18 protein-coding genes are annotated in these 24,294 nt (G+C 33.2%); 13 read left to right on the forward strand and 5 right to left on the reverse strand.

The features are described from left to right. Positions 1 to 157: 157 nt before the first annotated feature. The gene (locus ACZIYX_RS07395; RefSeq protein ID WP_462681573.1) at positions 158 to 3,760 is read right to left on the reverse strand and encodes an ABC transporter permease/M1 family aminopeptidase; all 3,603 of its coding nucleotides are present in this window, start codon (positions 3,758 to 3,760) and stop codon (positions 158 to 160) included. Positions 3,761 to 3,853: 93 nt separating this feature from the next. Next, entirely contained in the window at positions 3,854 to 4,747 is an 894-nt protein-coding gene (locus tag ACZIYX_RS07400; RefSeq protein ID WP_462681574.1) for an ABC transporter ATP-binding protein, read from the reverse strand. A 237-nt stretch (positions 4,748 to 4,984) separates the two neighbouring features. Between ACZIYX_RS07400 and hemB the strand changes: the two genes are divergently transcribed. From hemB to ACZIYX_RS07465, 13 genes are all read left to right on the forward strand, one after another. Further along, positions 4,985 to 5,959, forward strand: coding sequence for a porphobilinogen synthase (gene hemB, locus ACZIYX_RS07405; protein WP_462681575.1), 975 nt, complete (start codon positions 4,985 to 4,987; stop codon positions 5,957 to 5,959). A 91-nt stretch (positions 5,960 to 6,050) separates the two neighbouring features. Beyond that, entirely contained in the window at positions 6,051 to 6,221 is a 171-nt protein-coding gene (locus ACZIYX_RS07410) for a hypothetical protein (protein WP_462681576.1), read from the forward strand. Next, on the forward strand, positions 6,211 to 6,531 hold the full coding sequence (locus tag ACZIYX_RS07415) for a hypothetical protein (protein WP_462681577.1): 321 nt from the start codon (positions 6,211 to 6,213) through the stop codon (positions 6,529 to 6,531). Before ACZIYX_RS07410 ends, ACZIYX_RS07415 begins: the two co-directional genes overlap by 11 nt. Positions 6,532 to 6,546: 15 nt before the next feature. Further along, positions 6,547 to 6,948: a c-type cytochrome gene (locus tag ACZIYX_RS07420; RefSeq protein ID WP_462681578.1), complete on the forward strand. Its 402-nt coding sequence runs from the start codon at positions 6,547 to 6,549 to the stop codon at positions 6,946 to 6,948. After that, positions 6,945 to 7,460 carry a DinB family protein gene (locus ACZIYX_RS07425; RefSeq protein ID WP_462681579.1) on the forward strand — a complete coding sequence of 172 codons (516 nt, stop codon included), beginning with the start codon at positions 6,945 to 6,947 and terminating at the stop codon, positions 7,458 to 7,460. Before ACZIYX_RS07420 ends, ACZIYX_RS07425 begins: the two co-directional genes overlap by 4 nt. A gap of 6 nt (positions 7,461 to 7,466) precedes the next feature. Beyond that, entirely contained in the window at positions 7,467 to 8,003 is a 537-nt protein-coding gene (locus ACZIYX_RS07430) for a hypothetical protein (RefSeq protein WP_462681580.1), read from the forward strand. Positions 8,004 to 8,078: 75 nt separating this feature from the next. Continuing rightward, the gene (locus ACZIYX_RS07435; protein WP_462681581.1) at positions 8,079 to 9,161 is read left to right on the forward strand and encodes a CNNM domain-containing protein; all 1,083 of its coding nucleotides are present in this window, start codon (positions 8,079 to 8,081) and stop codon (positions 9,159 to 9,161) included. Continuing rightward, entirely contained in the window at positions 9,158 to 9,637 is a 480-nt protein-coding gene (locus ACZIYX_RS07440) for a methylated-DNA--[protein]-cysteine S-methyltransferase (RefSeq protein WP_462681582.1), read from the forward strand. The genes ACZIYX_RS07435 and ACZIYX_RS07440 overlap by 4 nt, the downstream gene beginning before the upstream one ends. Before the next feature lie 33 nt (positions 9,638 to 9,670). Continuing rightward, entirely contained in the window at positions 9,671 to 11,644 is a 1,974-nt protein-coding gene (locus tag ACZIYX_RS07445) for a tetratricopeptide repeat-containing sensor histidine kinase (protein WP_462681583.1), read from the forward strand. After that, the gene (locus ACZIYX_RS07450; RefSeq protein ID WP_462681584.1) at positions 11,610 to 12,374 is read left to right on the forward strand and encodes a LytR/AlgR family response regulator transcription factor; all 765 of its coding nucleotides are present in this window, start codon (positions 11,610 to 11,612) and stop codon (positions 12,372 to 12,374) included. Before ACZIYX_RS07445 ends, ACZIYX_RS07450 begins: the two co-directional genes overlap by 35 nt. Before the next feature lie 222 nt (positions 12,375 to 12,596). Continuing rightward, complete coding sequence (locus tag ACZIYX_RS07455; protein WP_462681585.1) at positions 12,597 to 13,391, forward strand: M57 family metalloprotease; 795 nt, start codon at positions 12,597 to 12,599, stop codon at positions 13,389 to 13,391. A gap of 303 nt (positions 13,392 to 13,694) precedes the next feature. Continuing rightward, a complete protein-coding gene (locus ACZIYX_RS07460; protein WP_462681586.1) occupies positions 13,695 to 14,861 on the forward strand; it encodes a serine hydrolase domain-containing protein in 1,167 nt (388 codons plus the stop codon). Continuing rightward, positions 14,851 to 15,564 (forward strand): 3'-5' exonuclease, encoded by a 714-nt coding sequence (locus tag ACZIYX_RS07465; RefSeq protein ID WP_462681587.1) that lies wholly within the window; start codon positions 14,851 to 14,853, stop codon positions 15,562 to 15,564. The genes ACZIYX_RS07460 and ACZIYX_RS07465 overlap by 11 nt, the downstream gene beginning before the upstream one ends. 134 nt (positions 15,565 to 15,698) lie before the next feature. On the opposite strand, the gene ACZIYX_RS07470 is transcribed toward ACZIYX_RS07465, so the two are convergent. The 3 genes from ACZIYX_RS07470 to ACZIYX_RS07480 all read right to left on the reverse strand — a co-directional run bounded on the left by ACZIYX_RS07470 (position 15,699) and on the right by ACZIYX_RS07480 (position 23,959). After that, complete coding sequence (locus ACZIYX_RS07470) at positions 15,699 to 16,307, reverse strand: hypothetical protein (protein WP_462681588.1); 609 nt, start codon at positions 16,305 to 16,307, stop codon at positions 15,699 to 15,701. A gap of 350 nt (positions 16,308 to 16,657) precedes the next feature. After that, positions 16,658 to 19,690, reverse strand: coding sequence for a M14 family zinc carboxypeptidase (locus tag ACZIYX_RS07475; protein ID WP_462681589.1), 3,033 nt, complete (start codon positions 19,688 to 19,690; stop codon positions 16,658 to 16,660). A gap of 591 nt (positions 19,691 to 20,281) precedes the next feature. Next, positions 20,282 to 23,959: a VPS10 domain-containing protein gene (locus ACZIYX_RS07480; RefSeq protein ID WP_462681590.1), complete on the reverse strand. Its 3,678-nt coding sequence runs from the start codon at positions 23,957 to 23,959 to the stop codon at positions 20,282 to 20,284. Between the last annotated feature and the right edge of the window lie 335 nt (positions 23,960 to 24,294).

The following is a 24,294-nucleotide window of genomic DNA, read 5'->3' on the forward strand; positions in this document are numbered from 1 at the left end:
AAGTAAATCATTATTGAAATTTAAACCCTATACAAACATAGGATGACAAAAAGCAGACGCTCTACTCAAATAACGGTATTACCTTTCCGCCTAAAAAAAACCACGATCCAAACAGCGCAGTTGCATCGTGATTTTAAGAATAATCGAAGATTAAAAATTACTCTTCAGCAACTGGTTGAAGGTTGTCATCAGAGTTACGATCGATTAATTTATTATACGGATCTATACCCGCTTTTATTGGTTTTTTATCCGTTACAATAGTAAAAGTATTTTCACCTGGTTGTAGCCATTTTCGTTCCAGATAATATGGGTTTTTTATCGGTACATCTTTTGTGTCCACAATATCTTCTCCAAACAACCCTATTTCAATATAATTTGTGGTGTCGTCTGTACGTTCTTCTTTACCAGTATCGCTATAATATATTTTTTTAGAATCTACAGTAAACGTGGTCTCGTAGGTACCGTTATCTAATTTTTTGGTTTTGGCTTTTGCTACTCTGTTTTCATAAAGCACTATTTTTTTAAAACCATCCTCTACAGCATATTTAAGAGAATCTGGTGTTACTTTGTAGATAGCATCATATAGATTTTCTGAAGTAGGGTAGACTCCTTTTTTAAAATCTTTATATTCTAGCATAAACTCTTTTAAGGCATGATTAATTTTATCTTCCCCAATAATATCCTGTAATTCGTACATCACCATAGATCCTTTTTCATACCAGATATGCTGTCCTGTTTCTACATTAATCAAAGATCGCTCTGGTTTAAAACTAAATGCCCTGCCCCTTAAATATTGATCTAAGGAGTATTTTAAAAAGTTTTTGATCCCGTTTTCTCCATATTGATGTTTCATGGTCATTAAAGAAGTGTATTCTGCCAAAGTTTCTGAGATAATATTGGCTCCGGATGTTTTGCTAGGGGTAACCAAATGCCCCCACCATTGATGTGCTACCTCGTGGGTAGTTACCCTAAAGGCATAGTTAAAATCTTTTGCCTTATCAAAATTTGCAGCAAACCCAAAATCTTCAGAATAGGGGATAGTGGTAACAAAAGATTGTGCAAAAGTTGCATGCGCAGGAAACTCTACAATCCTAAGTACCGAATTTGGATATTCATAAAAGTTTTTGGAGCAATACGACAATGCTACCTGCACGCCATCTATAAAATGCTGCAAGTTACGTTTGTGTTTTGGCGAATGATAAATCTCGATAGCTACTTTTTTGCCACTAGGGGCAGTCCAACCAGATTTTTTGATATCGTATGTAGCCGATACCACATTAAAAAAAAGATCGGTAGTGGATTCTAGTTTATAATGATAATAAGCCCTGTTGTTTTCTGTCCACTTGTTAACCAGTTTACCGGGGGCCAAAGCGGTTTGATCGGCAGCGGTACTCACTACGGCTTCAAAGTTAATATAGTTGGCATCTTCATTAAATAGGTTTTTCTGTAGTGCGGTAGAATCGGTTCGAGGAGGGTATAAATAGTCTAATTTTTTTAAGCCATGTTTTATGCGTACCCCATTATCCACCAAACTTCTTTCATAATGAAACCTTGGAAATATGCTATTGTTAAAAAAGGAACCATTGTATAGCACTTCGGTTTCCAGATGGTTAGAAAATCCTTTGGTTTCTGCAAATACCTCTATAGTAAGACTTGCCCTTTCGTTAGGCTGCATTGCCTTGGGTAACTTATAAAAAAACATTCGGTATACAGAATCCCTAACTACGGGTGTAAGTTCTATACCGTTATAGAGTACTTTTTTTAGTTGCGTATCAGAGGTTGGATATTGTACCTCTACCAATAAAGTATCGATAGCAGTACGATTATTATTAATGATGGTATACTCTCCTTTAGCTTTTACATTACGGTCTTTAGGAAAAACATCGATATAAGCTTTTAGATCGGTTACCTGTGGGTGTGGCTGCCCGATATATTTTGCATATTTTTTTTCGGCATCGGCTTCTATTTTTTCAGAGTTGTTACCATCTACTATTCTGTTTACAACCTGTAGGTTATAATAAGTGTAGCTTGCAACAGATATAAAGGCTGTTATAACGATTAAAAACGAAACTAAAGTTGGAGTAGAAACTCTTTGTTTAGCAAGTGCTATTCTTTCTTTTGCGGTAGAAAAGAAGCCTCTGTTCCAAAATAATTTTGCTATCAGCATTAGTATTGCAGTAAGTAAGATCCAATACAGGTTTAGCCAGGTAATCCCGGTTAGATAATGACCAAAACCATTAAGATCACTTATAAAAAACGGAGGAGTGCCACCATAAATAAGCATTGGGTTGGTACTTTTAAAAGCCAGAGCAATTAATAAGGGCAACCCAATGTATAAGAGTATTACGATAAAATGTCCTAAAAATTTGTTATTTACCAATACATGAACAAAAAATGCAAGTAAAACGGTGGTTATCAAATCAGGTAATACCATACCAAAAGTATATATCAGGTACATATTCAACTCATAAACAAAATAGCCATTAAAAGTTTGAAACAATACTCCTATAACGATGTTGACCAAAGTGAGGATAATGGCAACCCCTAATAAAGAAATAATTTTAGAGAAATATAAACTCGCATCACTAATGGGTAGGGCATCATAAAACACAAAGGTTTTATTTTTTCGGGTTCTGTGCACAGCCTCTCCAGAATAAATAACCAATATAATGATAGAAAGTAAAGAAATACCCCCAGACACATAAACCATAACGTATCTGGTTAATGGTAAATTGGGAGTGCCATAGGTTTCATTAGCTAGAAAAATAGTAATTATAGAAATGATAATACCTATAACCAAAAGAATACTAAAAACAGGGTCTTTAACAATAGATAAAAATTCGATTTTACTAAGGGAAAATAAATTTTGACGTTGTGTTTTTTTGGAAAATGTTGGTGTTATCGAAATGAGTACCGATGGGGTATATGGGGTATCATCGGTCTTTTTTTCTTTTTTACCAGAAAGTAAAAACTTTTTGTAATCAAACCTAAAATAGGTAATTAAAAAGAAGAAGAGTCCTATGCCCAACCAAAGGATTCGATTTGCCAAAAACTTACCATATATTGGTAACTGGTTTATATTAAGCTCATTGATCGACCAATATTTTTTGATATAACTGTATGCTTGACTTCCAAATGGATCCAGATAAATACTTAGCCACTGATTATCTATATCTCCCAAAAGACTTTTGGATAAGGTATTGAATAAGAATAAACAAATTCCCCCCAGATAGATAATAGGCATTTTCTTAAAAAAAGCCATCAGGCAGAAAAATAAGGAACCTACTATAAAAGCATTGATTTGCAGTAAGAATATAAATGGTAATATGTAAGATGAAATAGTAAAAGTATCATAATCCCCATAATCTGGGCGGTCTAAAAAATCCCCGATACCAAAACCTAGTAGTATACCTGTAACAATAAACATATTAAGCATACTTACAATAGTAAAACTGCCTAAAAACCTGCCCAATACATACGATTTTTGGGGAATAGGAAATGTAAAATAAGTTTGTGCTGTTTTATGATCCTGATCCCTAAAAATAGGAACTCCCATAATTGCAGCATAAAAGAAAATAGAGATAATAGATAAACCGGCAGTAACACTGGTTATACTACTTGGGCTATTTACAAATTCTGCGGTAGAGGATCTTTGTAGTATAGAGATTAAAACTGCAATTCCTAAGCCTAAAGCCATATAAATCCAGGTAGCAGGTCTTTTTAATCGATATTGTAATTCAAACAGGAATATTTCTTTCATTTATGTATTATTTTTAGAAGTCACACTTGGACTTGTGTACGTATAGGATATCAAAAGGTGTTTTGGCAAACAGTAAGGGATTATAACGCCTGTTTACACTGTTGCTTCCTCCTCCTGTTCTTCTTTTTTGTTAATACAATAAAAATAGAAATCTTCCAGAGTGTTATTAATAGGTTCAAATCCTTCACCGGGATTGTACTCACTATAAATATTTACATAAAATTCGCCTCCTCTTAAGTAGTTGGATAGTACGGTAAATTCTTTCTCTATATTTTCCAGCTCTGATTTTTCAATTTTCTTTTTAAAAACTTTATGATTTAAGGTATCGGATAGTACTTGTGGATTACCTTGTTGCAGGATTTTACCCTCATTAAAAACCGCCATGTTTTGACATAAATTGGTAACATCATCTACAATATGGGTACTTAAAATAACTACTGCATTCTCTCCTAATTCACTTAATAGATTATGAAAACGATTACGTTCCAGAGGATCCAGACCAGCCGTTGGTTCATCCACAATTATTAGTTTTGGATTGCCCAGCAATGCTTGTGCTATACCAAAACGTTGTCGCATACCACCAGAGTAATCTCCTAAATTTCGATTTCTAAATTTGTAAAGATTTACCTTGTGTAATAAATCGGCAACATAGTTTTTACGGTCCGGGGTATTAGTAATACCTTTTACTTTGGCAATATGATTAAGCATCATTTCTGCAGAAACCTTTGGGTATACTCCAAAATCTTGTGGTAAATATCCTAACACTTTTCGCAACTCTTGTGGTTGTTTAAAAACATTTATGCCATCAAACTCAATAGTACCAGTATCTGCTAATTGTAAAGTAGCTATGGTGCGCATCAATGTAGATTTTCCCGCACCGTTAGGGCCTAATAGCCCGAACATCCCTTTTTCTAAAGTCAAATTAACATCGTTTAACGCTTGCGTTCCGTTAGGATACGTTTTATTAAGGTTTTTTATGGTAAGCATACTTTTTAAAATTTGCAGATTAGATATTTTAATGTTAGTAGGTTTTATTGGGGTTTTGTTACATAATCAAAAGAAATATAAAAGAAGTGTTTTGCCTTTTTATTTGTACTTAAAAAGGGTTTAAAAAAACAGATAACACTTACCATATATAATAAAACATCTTTAAACCTATCTTAAAATTAACAACCAATACTATATATATAAGTATCTTTACCAGTATCAAATTTACATATCATAATGCAACAACTTCGTAGAAACAGAAGATTAAGATCCAATGATGCTATTCGCTCTTTGGTTAGAGAAAACACCATCACGCCACATGATTTTTTAGTGCCAATATTTGTCGTTGAAGGTAAAAACATGAAAGAAGAAATTGCTTCTATGCCAGGATATTACAGGTATAGTTTAGATACTTTAAAAACCGAGATTAAAGAGCTTTGGGCATTAGGGCTAAAATCGGTATTACTTTTTGTAAAAGTACCCGATGCACTTAAAGATAATAAAGGAACAGAAGCATTAAACCCGGATGGGTTAATGCAAAGAGCGGTAAAAACAGTAAAAGAAACCGTTCCTGAAATGTTAGTGATGACCGATGTGGCTTTAGACCCATTTTCTTCGTACGGGCATGATGGGATTGTCGAGAACGGGTATATTGTTAATGACGAAACCTGTAAAGTTTTGGCAGAAATGTCCTTATCTCATGCGCAAGCCGGTGCTGATTTTGTAGCACCAAGTGATATGATGGATGGACGAATACTTGCTATTAGAGAGCTTTTGGAAAAAGAAAACTTTAAGAATACGGGTATTATGAGTTATAGTGCCAAATATGCATCTGCATTTTATGGTCCTTTTAGAGATGCATTGGATTCTGCACCCGGGTTTGGAGATAAAAAAACATACCAGATGGATTTTGCCAATAGGGAAGAGGCTATAAAAGAAACCCTTATGGATATCGATGAAGGGGCAGATATTGTAATGGTAAAACCCGGATTGTGTTATCTGGATATTGTTAGAGATATTAAAGACGTGGTAGATGTGCCGGTAGCAGTATATCAGGTGAGTGGTGAGTATGCCATGGTCAAAGCCGCAGCAGAAAAAGGATGGCTGGACCACAATGCTGTAATGTTAGAACAAGTAATGGCAATTAAAAGGGCAGGAGCACAAATTATAGCAAGCTATTTTGCAAAAGATGTAGTAAAACTTTTGGGGTAGATTCAAATTGTGAATACTGTTAGAGCTAAACTTGACATCTGTATGTTATAAGAAAATTTGTCTGGGATAAAACATAAAAACTGTATAAGTTATGGTAAACAAGGATAGGTTATATCAAACATTTGGAGAGCTGCTTTATGTAGTAGCAATAAGAGACGGAGTTATACAACAAAAAGAAGTACAAATACTCGAAGAAATTTTAAAAGCACACCCAAAAGGGAAAGAGATTACCTGGTCTTTTAATCCACATTGTGGAGTTTAATTCTCCGAAGCTTGCCTCGAAAACAAAATATATTTTCGCAAGCATACCTCGTGAGCTTGCTCCGAGGTCATTGATTTATGAAAATGAACATAAAAATGATGCAGAAACATTATATAAAAAAGTTATAGAAGTATTTTCAGGTCATGGACCCGACCAAGAGTATGAATTTATGTTATATGCTCTCAAAAAAGTTGCAAATGCCGGCAAAGCAAAGGATGGGGAAGAACAAAAAGTGATTGCTAATTTTTCATACGATTTATTGGAAAGATTTAAAAAAGATATCGAAAAAATTAAAGAAAAATATACATAAATATTAAACACCTATATGCAAAAAACAATAGCATTCCTTTTTGGGATTATACTTTTTTCTGCAAGTTGTCAATCTGAAAAAAAAGAAAAAGAAAAGATTGCCACAAGCGCAAAAAACCAAGAAATTTCTGCCTATGATTTAGGCAAAAACATATTTAATGGCAAAGGTAAATGCTATACGTGCCATAAAACCGATAAAAAATCTATTGGTCCCTCTATACATGAAATCATAAAAGTATATACAGAGCAAAATGGAGACCTTATTGCTTTTTTAAAGCAGGAAGCAGAACCTATTGTAGATCCCGGAACGTATGCAGTTATGAAAACAAATTTTGCTATTATTAAAAAATTTACGCCAGAGGAACTAAAGGCTGTGGAGACCTATATGATCAATGTAAATAAAAACAAAACACAATGATATACAAGTTTTTGATATTCTTTTTGCTATCCGGTTCTGTGATATCCCAACAGTTCTCTCCAAAAACAGCTTTTTTGGAAAAGTGGAAAAACTCTAAAGAATACCTTTTAGAAATAGCAGAACAGATGCCAGAAGATAAATTTGGGTTTCAACCTACAGATAGAGAGATGAGATTTAAAGACCAATTGCTTCATATTCGGGCAAATATGACTTGGTTAGGAACGACCTATTTTTCGTCAGAACAATTGGATAAAGAGAAGCTTAAAGAAAACCTTCCTGAAAAGAAAGCAGAAATTATAGCATTGTTAGCCAATGCATTTGATAAAGTATATACTCAAATAGAAAACACAAAAGAAGAAGCATTGCAGACAGAAGTAGACTTTTTTGCAGGTCGAAAATCAAAACTTCAAATTCTTAATCTATTACAGGATCATGTAACACATCATAGAGGACAATTAATTGTGTATCTTAATCTAAACGATATAAAACCACCACAATATATAGGGTGGTAGAAAATAATGAAATCTGTTTTTTTAATATTATTTAAAACAAGACATACCTTAACGTATTTAGAAAATCAGGATGCGATAACTCTTAATATAAAAAGCATATTTCTTTTGTTTTATTATGGAATGGTGACTTTTTTTTTGAATGTAGATACAAAAACCACCTTAATCAATCCTTTTTTTGATATGGTATTTGTTGTTTCTCTTTTTATATTTTTTGGTGTGTTAAAGAGTTTAGGATTACATAAAATAAATACATGGTTAAACGGAAATGGAAGTTATGCTAATATACAAGCAATTATATCTCATACCTCAATACCAATTACCCTAAGTTTAAGTATCATCTTCTTTGCTAAAAAGTTTTTTTTAAAAGATTTTGATTTTGATTGGAAAATAATTTATTACCTAAGTTGGATCTTTGCTATTAAGATTCTAATTCAGGGATTTTTGAAATATAATAATTCAAATTACAGTAGGATGATATTGAATATTAGCCCTTTAATTTTGTTTTATATTGGATTCTTTTTTTTAATACTTTATGATTTTTGAATAATATTATTATATGAATTAAATGCCGGAGAGAAAAAAGGAATTAATTAATTTAGCATTTTTAACAAAACCACAATGACCCTACTTATTATCTACGTAATTCTTTCTATTTTTTTTTCGTTTTTATGTTCTATACTAGAGGCGGTATTGCTAAGCGTTACCCCCACATTTATTAACGTTAAAAAAAAAGAAGGGAAACCTTATGCCACTATACTTGAGGATTTAAAAAAAGATGTAGACCAACCCCTTATAGCAATTTTAACCTTAAACACGATTGCCCATACCGTAGGAGCAATTTTGGTTGGGGTACAGGCAGAATCATTACCTTATAAGTTTGAAATACTTGGGATTAATATGGTCGGTATAGTTTCGACCATTATGACGTTGTTGATTTTGGTAGTTTCTGAAATTATCCCCAAAACTATAGGCGCAACATTTTGGAAACAATTAGCAAACTTTACCTCAAAAGCATTGTTAGTTTTAATAGCTCCTTTAAAATATACAGGAATATTATGGGTGTTAAGACTTACTACCAAGCTTATTGGGGGCAAAGGACATCACGGATCTGTATTGAGTAGAGAAGATTTTACAGTAATGACAGATATTGCCCACGAAGAAGGTGTTTTTGAAGAGTCAGAATCCAAAGTGATTAAAAACTTACTTGCTTTTAAGAAGATCTTTATTAAAGATGTAATGACCCCTCGAACAGTCATGAAAATGGCATCCGAAAACATGAGTATTTCCGATTTTTTTAAGGAAAATCAGAACCTTAGATTTTCCAGAATACCAGTCTATAAAGATAAAACAGATAATATTACAGGATTAGTCTTAAAAGATGAGGTCTTTAAAGAAATGGCAAATCAAAATGGAGAGAAAAAATTGGCAGATATTAAAAGACCTATCCTGTTTACCAATAGAAATCTTCCTATTCCACAGCTATTTAACGAGTTAATAGCAAACAAAAATCATTTATCTGTAGTAGTAGATGAGTATGGTTCTGTAAGTGGTTTGGTTACTATGGAAGATGTGATAGAAACTTTATTAGGACTTGAAATAGTAGATGAAAGTGATACCGATGCCAATATGCAGGATCTTGCACGCAAAAATTGGGAACATCGGGCTAAACGCTTAGGTATTGTAGAGGATAAAAAAGAATGATTGATTCGGTATACATAGAAACACCATTGGGGATCGCTACTATAAGTGGGGATAAAAATGGTATTTCGGGTGTTTCTGTAACAAAAACTTCTGGCAATATATCTTCTGCCAAAATTCCTTCTTTTTTACAAGATGCGGTTACACAACTACAAGAGTATTTTGAAGGCAATCGTACTAATTTTGATCTTCTTTTAAATCCTTCCGGAACAGATTTTCAAAAAAAAGTATGGCAGGAATTACTTCATATTCCCTTTGGTAAAACAACTACGTATTTGGATATGGCAAAACGATTAGGAGATCCAAAATGTATACGAGCAGCGGCAAGTGCCAATGGTAAAAACCCATTGTGGATTATAGTGCCTTGCCATCGTGTTATTGGTAGTGATGGCTCTTTAACCGGTTATGCAGGGGGATTGTGGCGAAAAAAATGGTTGCTCGATCATGAAAGCCCGGTAAAACAGCAATCCTTGTTTTAAACTTTTGAATACACAAAAAATAACCTGCCGCTTATGAAAACTTTATTCTATACTATTAGCAGTATACTTATTCTAATTTCTTTAGAACTATACGGACAAGAATCTTCGAGTAGAGAATTAAAGCAACCAATCAATTATGATACCAAGCTAATAGACTCTTTATTGATAAAAGCAGATAGTTTATCTAGTGCAAAAGTATATAATAAAGCAGGATTAGTATATAATGAGGCATATTTACTAACCAAAAAAAGTAAAAACTGGGAACAAGTTATATCTATTGGTTTTAAAATAGAAAAGTTTTACAGAAATATTACCAAAGACTATATAAAATCAATACAAATACTTAATGAGTTAAGTATATATAGCAAACAATTAGAAGATAAAAGACATCTTATTCAAATAGAGATAAATTTAGGTTCAGGTTATAGTAGGTTGGGAGAGTATGTAAAATCATTATCCCATTATAATAGGGCATTATTATATCTGGATGATTATGATTATCCGGATTTATATTGGCAAACTTTTATAAACAGAGGCTCGATGTTTTTAACCATTGGGGATTTAGAACAAAGTAAAAGTGATTCTAAAAACGCTCTAAAATATATAACAAAACAAGATTCGGATAATAAAAAGATATTAACCTATCTAAATATTTCTGCTTCTTTTCCTAATAGTGAGCCAGACTCTATACTTTACTATTCAAAAATTTCGGCTGTTAATTGTAGCAAAAAATCAACCAATAGGAACTGCAATATGGCATATAATAATATTGCATGGTCTTATTACCTTAAAAAAAAACCAGAAAAAGCATTAAAGGTAATTAGGGATCATATAAATTTAGAGATTTTATCCTATCTCCCCGAAGATGATTTTTATCCGGCTTTAATGCATACGTTAGGATCTATTCAATATGATTTAGAACAATATAATAAGGCTTTAGAGTTTTTTTTGATAGCCCATAAATACTTTGAAGATAAAAAAGATATCCCCGACTTAATTTTAACAAAAGAAGATTTATCAAAAACATACGAAAAATTAGGAGACCTTAAAAAAAGTATTAAGATTCTTAGAGAGATAAAACATTTAGAACCAGAACAATTAGCAGTTAGGGTTAACAAGGAACTAGCAAAAAACACCTTACAGTCTAAAGAAGTTATAATATCTGGACTGGAACAAAAAAACCTTAAAATCAAAAAAGAAGTATATACAATAAGGTTTTTTAGCTTTTTATTGGTAGGAATACTCTTTGTAGCATTAATTGCTTTAATCTACAGAAGCTATAAAAGTGAAATAAAAAACTATAAGATTAATCAAAAACTGATGTTTTTACGTCTAACCTCCTTACGCTCTTCTATGAATCCACACTTTTTGTTTAATACATTTAGTGCACTGCAAAATTTTATACTTAAAAATGACAGTAAGAAAGCAAATGAATATATGACAGAACTTTCCAGCTTGATAAGAAATATATTAAATAGCTCTGATAGTGTATATATAAGCCTTAGTGTAGAACTGGATATTATAAAATCCTACATAAATTTACAAAGAGGCAGGTTTGAAGAAAATTTTGAAGTAATATATGATATAGATCCTGAATTATTAGAAGATAACCCAAAAATACCAGCTATGATTATACAACCCTTTATAGAAAATGCAATTATTCATGGGTTTTCTGGTGGGTCGATAAAAGGAGAATTGAAAATAATTATACATAAAGATAAAGAATCTATTGTGTGTACTATTGTAGATAATGGAATAGGAAGGGAAGCTTCACAGCTTCTTAAAAAAGAAAATAAAAATATACTTAGCTTAAATATTGCAACAAAAAACACAAAAGAACGTATCGAAATTCTTAACCAAGTTACAACCAGATGCTCAAGTATTATTATAAACGATCTTTTTTGTAAGCAAGGGATATCAAATGGGACTGAGGTAATAATTAATTTACCAACAGTTAAATATATTAAAAATAATGAAACCTACCCTAAAATGTTTCCTGATCGATGATGAGAAAAAAGATAGAGAAAATATAAGATTACTTTTAAAAACCTATTGCCCCGAAGTAGAAATTATAGGAGAAGCAGAAGATAAGACTTCTGTATTGGAGATGTTGCCCAAGGCAAATCCGGACTTAGTATTTCTGGATGTACAATTAGGTGCACAATGCATTTTTGATATTTTAAAAGAATTAGATGAAATCACTTTTGAAATAGTATTCATTTCAGCATATAATGAGTATGCAATAGAAGGATATAAATATAATGCTTTGGGATATTTGCTAAAACCCATTAAACCAGAAATGCTGGTCGAGGTTGTTAATAAAGCAGTTTTACTATTAGAATTCGAAGAAAATCAAAATAAAGAAAATTCATTAAACAATTTTCAAGAGTTGTTTGCCAAGATTTATGAAGTCCCAAAAATTTCTATAACAGACTCCAAAGGTACACATGTTATAAAAATACCCTCAGTTTTATACTGTATGAGCAATGGTAATTACACTACTTTTTTTAGAAAAAACCAAAAAGAAATTATTATTTCTAAAAACTTAAAATACATTGAGTCTAAACTACAGCCTTTTGGTTTTTTTAGAATACACAGATCTTACTTGATTAATTTAGACCATGTAAACACGGTGGTGAAAGATCAAGGTGATTATGTAGTAATGTGTAATAATAAATCTTTACCAATAGCCAAAGATTCTAAAAAAGTATTATATAATAAATTAAATGTAATATAATTTTTAATAGACCCTCAATAATCCCATTTTAACTTTGAAATAGCACTAATAAATTATTTCTTTTTCAAAGTTAAAATAGGATAAGTTTCTTTTTGGGTTCTTAAAATGCTTCTTACATTAAAAGTAACCAAACATACATTCATACCCTTCAAACTTGTATTGATAGATAACCCAAAGTAGGTTTTATTCTAATTTTGGGGTATAACTTAAATATTACTAAATATGAAATTTTTTAAAATCTCTGTATGTATAGCAGTAGCTTTTCTTGCAGTACAATGTAATGATGATGTTGAAAATAGCATCGAGGAAATTCAAGAGGTACAACCACAAGAGGTATCTGAAGAAATCCTAAATAAACTTAAGACCATAGGGTTTAATGTATCTGATATTCCTGTAACCTCTACCAAGGGTGGTGTTGTGGTAGAAAGAGATATTTTTATTCCTTATAGCAATCTGGAAGAAACAAATTTTAATAAGCAAGCTTTTCTTTCTTTAATGAGCTGCCAAAATTCTAGAGATGTAAAAATTAAAAATGATTTAGGAGATAATGCAGCAGGAAAAGCTTTAAATGCAGCTATCTTAAGATGGAATTCGATAAACAGTAGTATTCTTAATATTAGAACTGTAACCAGTGGACAGGATATTACTATTCGTTTGGATGGAGGAAGACTTGCTACTAATACTTATGGACAAGGGTCATTTCCAAGTAGTGGTAAACCTGGAGCTACTATAGATATTAATTTAGATGCATCTGCTTCTGTCATTAATAATGGAGGTGTGTTAACACAAGCACAATGGGTAAATGTAATTACACATGAGATAGGTCATAATATAGGTCTTCTGCATATAGAACAAGCCTCTTTCGGGACACAAATAGCAACAACTGTTACAGACGATCCACGATCTATAATGAGAATAGATACAAGAGATATTGTTGGGTTAACCCGACTAACCACAAACGACAGAACAGCAGTTAGAACTATGTATAGCGAATTTAATAATTCTTTATGTAAATAGTAAAGAATTACTATTTGTTGGGTAAGCCACAAACTCAATATTTATAACGCAACTATTTAATTAAGTAAAGTGAATATAATTGTCTTAATGTAATTGATTTTATCAATAATTATTTTCCCCTTAGAGTGCCTGGTTTTTGCAGGCACTCTATTTTTTTAGGTAGCTTTTAAATATATAATACCATTTCAAAAATCTGTAAAACAAATTTTCTTAGCTTTATTTAACTGCAATTAATTTTCATACATTAGCTAAGTCAGAAATTTGTCTTTACTGCAATAATAACAAATCAATCTTTCTTACAAAATGATAAAACGCTTACTCAAATTTTTTTTAAAAGCATTGTTTAGTCTTATTCTGCTTTGTATACTATTACTGTATATTTTTGATTATGAATATATCCTAAAAGGGGTCAGAGTAGTTTACATGACAGGTCATACCACTGCATATATCGATGATCACTCTTATTTTGATAACCGAAGCATAAAAAATGGCAATGCTACAATTGCATGGGCAATACACCCCGAGTATAATAAAGTACAATCTACAGATAGGCTTAACACAATTAATGAAAAGTTGGGTACAGTAGCTTTTATGATTGTAAAAAACGATAGTATCTGGTATGAAAACTATGCAGATGGATATAATGAAGGCTCAAAAACCAACTCTTTTTCTATGGCAAAAAGCATAGTTACCGCTATGCTGGGAAAAGCAATTATGGATGGGCATATTAAGAGCCTGGAACAACCGGTAGGGGATTTCTTTCCGGAATTTTCAAAAGGACTTGCAGCAAAGATGACTGTAGGAGATTTGTCCTCTATGTCCTCCGGACTTAATTGGGAAGAGAGTTATACAAGCCCTTTTTCTGTTACAGCAAGAGCATATTATGATCCAAATATCAGAGATGTTATACGCGGACTTAAAGTAGTAGAAATCCCGGGAAAAGAATATAAGTATTTGAGCGGAAATACCCAGTTGTTGGGAATGGTTATAGAAAAAGCAACAAAACAACAATTATCCTCTTATCTAAGCCAGAGCTTTTGGAAACCTATGGGGATGCAAAGCGAAGCAATTTGGCAACTGGATAGTCAAGAAAGCGGAATGGAAAAAGCATACTGTTGTATAGCTAGTAACGCAAGAGATTTTGCCCGTTTTGGGATGCTGTTTAAAAATAAAGGAATGTTTGAAGGAGAAGAGTTATTGCCAGCAGAATTTGTAGAGTTGGCTACCACTCCAAGATTTAAAGACGGACAGATGTATGGATATGGATTTTGGCTATCCAATCATTTAGATAAAAAAATATTTGCCATGCGGGGGATTTTAGGGCAATATGTGATTTGTATTCCTGAAGATAATATCATGATTATAAGATTAGGGCATCAACGAGGACAATTTGTGCCAGGAGAGTCCTTTACCGAAGACTTTTTTGTGTATATAGAAGAAGCTTATAAAATGCTCAAAAATGCTTCATAAATTAAATTTAGAACATATTTTATTTCTGGATATCGAAACAGTTCCTGAACATGAAGAGTTTAAGGATCTTAGTGAAGAAATGAAATATCTATGGGCAGATAAAACAAAATACCAACGCAAAGAAGAGTTTTCTCCCGAAGAGTTTTATGAACGTGCAGGGATATGGGCAGAATTTGGAAAAATAATATGTATATCGGTTGGCTATTTTAATTTTAAAGGAGAATCCCGATCCTTTAGAACCACATCTTTTTACGGCGAAGAGAAACAGCTCCTTATAGATTTTAAAAATGTACTTGAAACTCATTTTAACACACCACATCATTTACTTTGTGCACATAATGGTAAAGAGTTTGATTTTCCATACATAGCCCGCAGAATGATAATTCATAATATAACTCTACCTCATAAATTAAACCTTTTTGGCAAAAAACCATGGGAAGTGCCACATTTGGATACTCTTGATTTATGGAAATTTGGGGATTATAAACATTATACCTCTTTAAAACTACTAACAAACATATTAGGTATTCCTTCTCCAAAGGATGATATTGACGGAAGCCAGGTACGGCAAGTTTTTTATGAAGAACAAGATATAGATCGTATTATTATCTATTGTGAAAAAGATACCGTAGCTGTTGCACAGATTTTTCTTAGATTGAGACAGGAAGAATTATTGCAAGAAGAAGAAGTTGTTTCTGTATAAAAAATTATAGAAACGATTTTTTAATAGTATGGAGCAAGAAAAGAAGCTAGTCTTTTCTTGCTCCATACTATTTATTGCAACTTGTACTAAGGCTTACAGTTTAGAACCAAAAAACAAAAGGGTAATAAGTTTTATTATTCCAGATCCTTTTGATTAAGAAGGGTATATGTAAATTTATTTCCAAAAGCTTTTTGTCCATTATAACATTTATCCATAAACTCTTTAAAATGTCTTGAATCTGCAAAAACCTGACAACCTGCAGAATATGCAGGGTTGTTGTCTATCCCCCAGTTTCCGTTTTTTGGACCTTTATGTATATTGATACCAAATTTACCGGTTTGAATAGTTGCAGGATTTAGTTCTAATGTCCCGTTTTTATCGTTATCCCTATATACCGAAACATCACCCAATCTTTGGCATAACGCATAATATTTGTTGTTGTGTTTGTCGATTTCATAAACCCCTTTATATTGTCCCTCCAGCAAAATAGCTGTTCCTTTTGGGTGCAAAGGCTTTTTTAAATAATAAATACTTGGATCTGTAGTTATTGGGTAGTACGAAACGTGCCAGTGGTTTAAAAAATTATGAAAAACTACCAGAGTATCATCAAACTTATCAGGAACAAGGCTTTTGTTTCGGATCCCTACGATATTAAGATTCCAATCTATAGTAGGAGTATTATAAACCCTGTATCCTTTTTGATCCATTACTGTTAGTAGTTTTTCTATGGAAGGTGCAATCATTTTTTTGGTTTTTTTGTAGTGTGAATATTAAATTAAAACATAAAGTATTTAAAAAGAACCTATTCTTTTATAGGAATAGTTTCAAAATATGAAGTGGGATAACAATGCATCTACGAAGTACATAAAGATACAGATTCTGTTAGAATTTACAAATCTTTTTATAAAAGTATTAACCCTATTTGAGAGTTTTTAATATAAACGACGCTATTTCAAAAACAAAATATATTTTTCAGAAGCATGCCTTGTAAGCGGACTACAAGGTTATTGATTGCATAAAGCAGCTAAAAAAAGCGCAGCAACATTTTTATATGTTGGCTGCGCCATTTTTTACTACAAATTTGTTTTGTTTATTATTTTACAATCATTTGCTTACTGTAACTTTTGGCACCATTAAAAAGAGTTACAAAATAGTTTCCACTAGCAAATTTTGAGGTGTTTATTCTGGTCTCTTGATTTTTAAGTTTAATCTCTTGCACTATATTTCCTTTTACATCTATAATCAATATAGTACCCGATTTCCATAAATCATTATGCACAGTTACAGTAATAAAATCTCCCGCCACTGGATTAGGGTAAAACTCCAGGGCATTTTTTGCTAATGTTGAAGAAGTGCTTCTTGCAGATGCCCCACAAGGTCCTAAGTTTGTCCATCCCGTAGCAGTTTTTTCATAAAGATTGCCCAGATAAGTTACTTTATTTCCCGGCTGGTAATCTATAGAAGAATTGTATGGGGCAACTCCTGTACAAGGATCCGAACTATTAACTGTAGTTACCTCCAGAACAGTACTAGGAACAGATACGTTTCCTGCTGCATCTTTAGCTTTAACACTAAAGGAATATGTGGTATTGGCTGTTAATCCCGTAATATTGGCAGTGGTGCCAGAAACAGAAGTTTTGATTATGTTTCCTTGATAAACATCATATTCGGTTACCCCGATATTATCTGTAGCAGCACTCCAGGACAAGGTTATAGTAGTTTGCGCTACATTAGAAGCTGTTAATCCAGTAGGAGCAGAAGGTGCTTGGGTATCACTACCACCACCTATACTGTTAATAGCTACAGTATAATCTTCGACCTCACCATAACTAAAGGATTCACAAGAGGAAGGTATTGCATTGTATTTCATAGAAACCCGCATTCTTGTGTTTCCGTCCTTGGCAGTTGCAGGAACAGTAAAGCTACCACTTACCGGAGTTGTTTTGGAGGCAGCTTTTGTCCATACCTGTTCTCCGGCATCCGTAAAATCTCCATCCTGGTTATAATCTATCCATACACTATACCCTTCATTATAAACAGCTCCCGACCAAGTTGGGGTGATTGTTATAGTGTTGTTACTTCCTTTAGATAATCCCGTAGATTCTGCAGTAAAATCACTGTATCCTTCGGTTGCTGCGGCAGACGTTTTATTAATAGTCCCTAATTTTACATTACTTATATATTCGTCTGCGGTACTTTTGCCATTAGATGCGCAATAGGTTGTTGGATTAGGGTCGCCATTAGTAGTAGTAAAAGTAGTAGAGGCACTATAATTAGATACACTACCATCAGTACATTTACTTCTTACTTGTACTTCATAATTTGTAGAAGCCGTTAATCCGGAAATAATTTTAGAAGTTCCGTTTTCTGCAGAAGTAATCCAGGAAGTAGTTCCTGTTTGGCGGTATCTTACATCATAAGTTGCATTAGGTACAGCATCCCAATTAACAGAAGCAGTAGTGGCAGTTATGTTTGAGGAAGTAACAGATCCCGGTACGGTTGCAGTACAGTTTGCGGATCCACCATTGTAAGTAACAGTAACATTGGTAGTATACTCCCAAGAGCCATTATTTATAGTAACAGTAACAGGGATTTGTGTGCCTGATGGAGTAGTTGTTTTTAATTCAAAATTGATGCTGCCATTTTCTGTACCTAAAAAGGCTATATTATTATATTGTTTTGGTTGTCCCAAAGAGGCTATATGTGTAGAGTTAGAAGATAAACTAACAGTCCAGGTTGCTTGCTTAAGGCTAAAACGTTTTATAGAATATTCTACCGATCCGGTTGTTGTAGTAACAGTTTGATTTATGTTAGAAGGGGTTACTTTGGCATATTTAGCAGCCATTCGCATTATTTTCAGATTAAAAGGAAAAACCTCATTACATAAAGGAATAATCCTGCTGGAAGCCGGCCAAAAACCATCGTTAGATGAGCCTACCTCTGGAGTCATAGCAAATACTTTAGGCTTAGAACTTTGTTCTCCATACATCCAGTCATCAGAGCTTCCTCCTGCGGTGTAATTTACAGTTTGATTTGGAGTACCATAGGTATAGGAGTTTTCTTCGGTCATATAAGTACACATTTTTACAAATGTGCTTTGATCCGGGGTAAATGTATTTGCTTTATATCCCCATGGATGAATTAAAAGATTACTAAAAGAATGATAGTTAAGTGCAGCTACAAAATTATGTTGATTTGTAAAATCTCTGATAGCTTGTGTTTCGGGCTCTGAAAATTTAGAAGGACCGTGGTAAGAATCTTGATTAGGATCGGAGGAGGAGCCTCCCGGAGCTGCCCACTGGTATCCATAATTACGATTTAGATCCACACCATAACTACCTCCGTTATTGCGTCGGTTTTTTCTCCAGTACCCTCCTCCATTAGGATTGGTTTGTTGGTTGTAGATGTATCCATCGGGATTGATAATAGGTATAAAATATAATTCGGTATTGTCTACGAGTGTTTTAATTTCCGGATCCGAGTTATAATTTTCTAAAAGATACCACATGAAGAAAAGATTTTGAGAGAGACCAATAGGTTCTCTTGCATGATGTATAGAGGTAAAAAGCATTTCATCTTCATTCTCATCGGTATCGGCATTATCACTTATTTTTACCATATAAATGGGTTTTCCCTGTACAGTTGTCCCTACAGAGGATTTAACAGTGATAAGCTGAGGGTATAATTGCCTCATTTTATCTAAGGCAGCAATAGCTTCGTCATGCTTATGAAATCCCCCCATACTACCTAAAGAAAAATTTGTTGGAGAAGGTACTTTTTGAGCATTGGATTTGGCTGCTTTTCGGGCATTACTTTTATCAGTTCTCTTATTTATTCTAGGGATTCGTTTAGATAGATTACGAATTAATATTTTATGCTTTACCTTGTTTTCTTTAAGTAATTTAAGGTCGCTATGAGAGATTTCTGCAGTAGCTTTTCCTTTTTCAAAATGAAAATGATCTACGTCTAATCCCTTTTTTTGTAAAGACTCTAGCTGTTCTTTATTGGTTTCAAAAACTATCCGATAGTATTTTTCTTGTGCTTGTGTTTTAAAAATAATGCATATAAAAAACAAAGTGAATATCCATGGGATATAGGATTTTAAAAAATTAATGTTTGTTTTCATTGTTTGTGTGTTTTAAGAGTTAATTTTTTATTCTTTTCTGTATCCCATAGAGATATAGAAAAACAGGTCTGTATAAACAATACAAACCCTTGTAATCATCTATAGAATAAAGAAGAAAGATTTCTTAAGTATGGATTTAATAAAAATTTATTTAGTGTGTACAAAAGGTTACTCCTCCTGATTGAGAATTTAAGGGTATAGAAAATTATTTTTCTACATTAGTAAATAGTTTTTGTTTTAAAACTATTTAAAATGTGTTTTTTCAGAGTTTCCAAACTTGTATACCATTACAGAAAAGGTATGGAGATTAATTTCTTTCATTTTTAAGTGAGTTTACGTTAGTTACCATAAAAATATTGAAAATGAATGAAATAGGATAAGAGGGGTATATAAAATATGTCCTAAAAATTGTTTGAGACAGAAAATATACATGTTTTTGGTGTAGAATATAGTTTATAATTAAAAGAAGCTATCTTTTTAAGAATATTCTATTAAGGTAAATTCAGATTTTAAGTGGTATAACAAAAATAGCGCAGCAACATTTTTTATATGTTGTCTGCGCCATTTTTTGTTAGGAACTTGTTTTATTGATTATTTTATAATCATTTGCTTACTATAGCTTTTAGCGCCATTAAAAAGAGTTACAAAATAGTTTCCACTGGCAAATTTTGAGGTGTTTATTCTGGTCTCTTGATTTTTAAGTTTAATTTCTTGTACAATATTCCCTTTTACATCTATAACTAATATAGTCCCTGATTTCCATAAATCATTATTTACGGTTACCGTTATATATCCTTCGGTTACAGGATTAGGATAAAACTCCAAGGCATTACTGTTATCAGGAATAGAAGTAGTATTTCTTGCAGATGTACCACAAGATCCCAGATGCGTCCATCCAGTAGCTGTTTTCTCATAAAGATTACCCAGGTAAGTTACTTTGTCTCCCGGTTGATAATTTATAGCAGAACTGTATGGAGCAACTCCTGCGCAAGGATCCGAATTATTAATTGTAGTTACCTCCAGAACAGTACTAGACGCAGATGCATTTCCTGCCGCATCTTTAGCTTTAACACTAAATGGATATGTAGTATTAGCTGTTAATCCGGTAATATTGGCAGTGGTGCCGGAAACAGAAGTTTTGATTGTGTTTCCTTGATAAACATCATAGCCCGTTACTCCGGTATCATCTGTAGAAGCCTCCCAGGATAGTGTTACAGAAGTTTCAGTTATATTAGAAGCTTTTAATGCAGAAGGTGCAGAAGGTACTTGAGTATCTCCATCACCACTACCAGATCCACCAATAACAACAGTGTAATCTTCTACTTCACCATAACTAAAAGATTCACAAGCAGTAGGTATTGCATTATATTTCATAGAAACCCGTATTCTTGTACTTCCATCTTTTGCAGTTGCAGGTACAGTAAAGTTACCGCTTACAGGAGTTGTTGTCGAAGCAGCTTTTGTCCAAACCTGTTCTCCGGCATCATCAAAATCACCATCCTGGTTATAATCAATCCATACACTATATCCTTCATTATATTTGGTTCCGGTCCATGTAGGAGTAATAGTAATAGAAGTAGAACTTTCTTTGGACAATCCGGTAGATTCTGCAGTAAAATCACTGTATCCTCCGGTTCCTGCAGCAGATGTTTTATTAATAGTTCCTATTTTTACATTACTTATGTATTCATCTGTGGTACTTTTACCATTAGAGGCACAGTAGTTTGTTGGATTAGTATCGCTACTCGTAGTAACTGTTGCAGTATTGCTAAAATCGGATATGTTTCCTGCTGCATCTTTGGCTTTAATTTTAAAAGAATATGCTGTATTGGCTGTTAAACCTGTAACTTGATATGTTGTAGTGGTTATTGTACCAATAACAGCATTATCCTGATATACATCATATCCTGTTACTCCAACATTATCTGTAGAGGCAGCCCAGGATAAATCAACCGTAGTTTTCGTTACATTAGATGCTGTTAGACTTGCAGGAGCAGAAGGAGCTTGTGTATCTGTAGTGGATGATCCTGCAAGAGGTACTTTCCAGACACCTCTTCCAAAAGTGGCTGCTAATAATACTTGATCTTTATAGTTAACTTCTAAGTCCCGAACAGAAACATTAGGTAAGTTTTGAGAGTAATTCTCCCAATCACTATTTCCTTGCTTATAGTATACCCCCAAATAAGTACCTACATAAATAGTTTCGGTACCTTTTTGGTGGCGTACCACATTTTTAGCTTCACTAGGCAGATTACCGGTAATATTAGAAAAATTAGATCCCTGATCTGTGGATTTAAAAACACCATTAGAAACCCCTGATGAAGAATATCCGCTGGTAGATATATAAATAATATTGCTATTGTCATTATGTACTTCTATAGAAGTAATATCTGTAGCAGAAGTATGAACTTTTGTCCAGTTTACTCCTTTGTCAGTACTTTTGTATAAATCCTTTTTTCTGGAAGCATAGATATTGTTTGTATTAGATGGGTCAACTTCGATATGATCCAGATTACCACCAAAATTAAAGGTACCCTGTTTTTTGAAAGAAGAGTTATTCAATTTATAAAAGCTTGAATATCCGGCATAAATATTTCCATCTTTGTCAGAGACTAAAGGTGTAATCCAATTTCCCTTTTCAGGTCCTCTGGCAATCGTGGTTTGTGTTTGTCCTCTATCTGTGGTTTTATAAAGAGAACCTCCTTCTTGTAGAAATCCATAATAGGTGTTTGGATCTGTACCACTTACTGCACAATCCATTCCATCTGCACCAAAATAATTATTCCATGTATTTCCGTTACGTGCATATCCTCCGTTATCTTGTAATCCTCCTACAATATTATTAGAGCTACTGTTTGGGGCAACAGATATTCTATAGAACTGACCAATCTGTAATCCTTTGGTTAAATCTGTAAAACTTCCTCCGTTATTTTCAGATAAATATACTCCTCCATCACTACCACAAAACAGTTTTCCGTTATAATATCGTAAAAAATGTATATCAGCATGTGTGTATGTTGCTTGCTGAGGTCTTGCCCAATCGTTAATCACAGAAAAGTTGTCTCCTCCATCTGTAGATTTCCATACATTAATACATCCTACAAAAACGGTATTAGCATTTGTGTCTGAAACTGCTAAACCCAAATCATACCAAGCTTGAGCTGATTCAAAAATATTAGTAGTTTCTAAAGTTTTAGTAAAACTGTCTCCACTATTGGTAGAGCGATATAAACCTTGAAAAGCATAGCTTGCATTTCTGTCTTTGGCACTTAAGACATATACATAGTCAGGATTAGCAGGAGTAACTTCGATTACAAACCTTCCTGAACTGGATGGTAATCCACTTTGGATTTTTGTAAAGCTAGCTCCTCCATCTGTAGATTTATAAAAAGAGTCTTTTGTAGCGGCATAAATAACACCAGAGTTTCCCGGCTTAAGTTTAATGTCCTTTATATCTCCTGTTAATGTTCTGGTCCATGTATTTCCTGCATTAGTAGTTTTATATACCCCTACGCTTGTAGCAATCCACAAAGTATTTGAGTTATTAGGATCGATATAAATATCATTACTGGTGGTTTGCGAATTTGTAAATTCTAAACCTGTTTTTGCCCATGTGTTTCCTCCGTCGGTAGATTTAAGGACTCCAATACTATAAGAATCGCTAGCATCATCATCTCCTGTTGAGATATAAATAGTATTAGAGTTATTAGGATCGATAGCGATACCCGAAACCCCTATTTGAGGGAGTTTGTCAGATAAAGAAGTCCAGTTGGCACCTTTGTCGGTAGATTTCCATATTCCTCCTGCGGGGGCTCCAATATAAAATGTATTTGAGTTATTTGGATCTACAATAGCAAAATTTACACGTCCTTGCCCGGGAGACCAGGAACCTGTTACTTCATGATCAAAAGGACCCATAGGAATCCAACTTGCTGCCGCGTTTTTAGAAGAGGAAACCATACTGTTTTTTTCCTCCCAGGCTTTCCATAGGTCTTTTGGGGTTGACATAGTACCATCGGGCAATAAAGAATTCTTCCAGTATTCTTCCCATCTCATAAAAGGTTTGTATCCACTACCCTTTTTTTTATAATCTTTGTTTTCCCAATAGGCATCAAAAGCATTGGTTATTTTTTGAAACTCTATAGGAATGTCGGTACCTGAAGAGCTTTTGTTTTGGCTCAAACCTTCCATCCATGGGGCACTCGAGTTATATTGAGAATGCCCCATATAGCAAATTAGTGCAATTAAAATAATAAGTGGTTTTTTCATTTTTTGTTTGTGTTTATAGTTATTAAGATTAAGTTTTCAGGTATTTGATCAATCAGGAATTAATAGCTTTTACAAGCACTACTTCCTTAAACTATAGGGGGAATGGGTAAAGGTTTTTTGGCTAAGAACAATAAATTTGTTCCTGGCTACAGATGTTATTTTAAATAATAGTAGATGCTAAAATAGTTTGTTTTAGACTATAGATTTTAAAATATGAAATAGTATTTGTTATTCTGAAAAGAAGGATTTGTGATTTATTTTCATTTGTGTTGAGTTAGTTGATTATTGAACATAGCGTTAGTTGGTGCAAAAATGATGAATTATTTTTAATGGAG

It is taken from the genome of Aquimarina sp. (assembly GCF_977115655.1).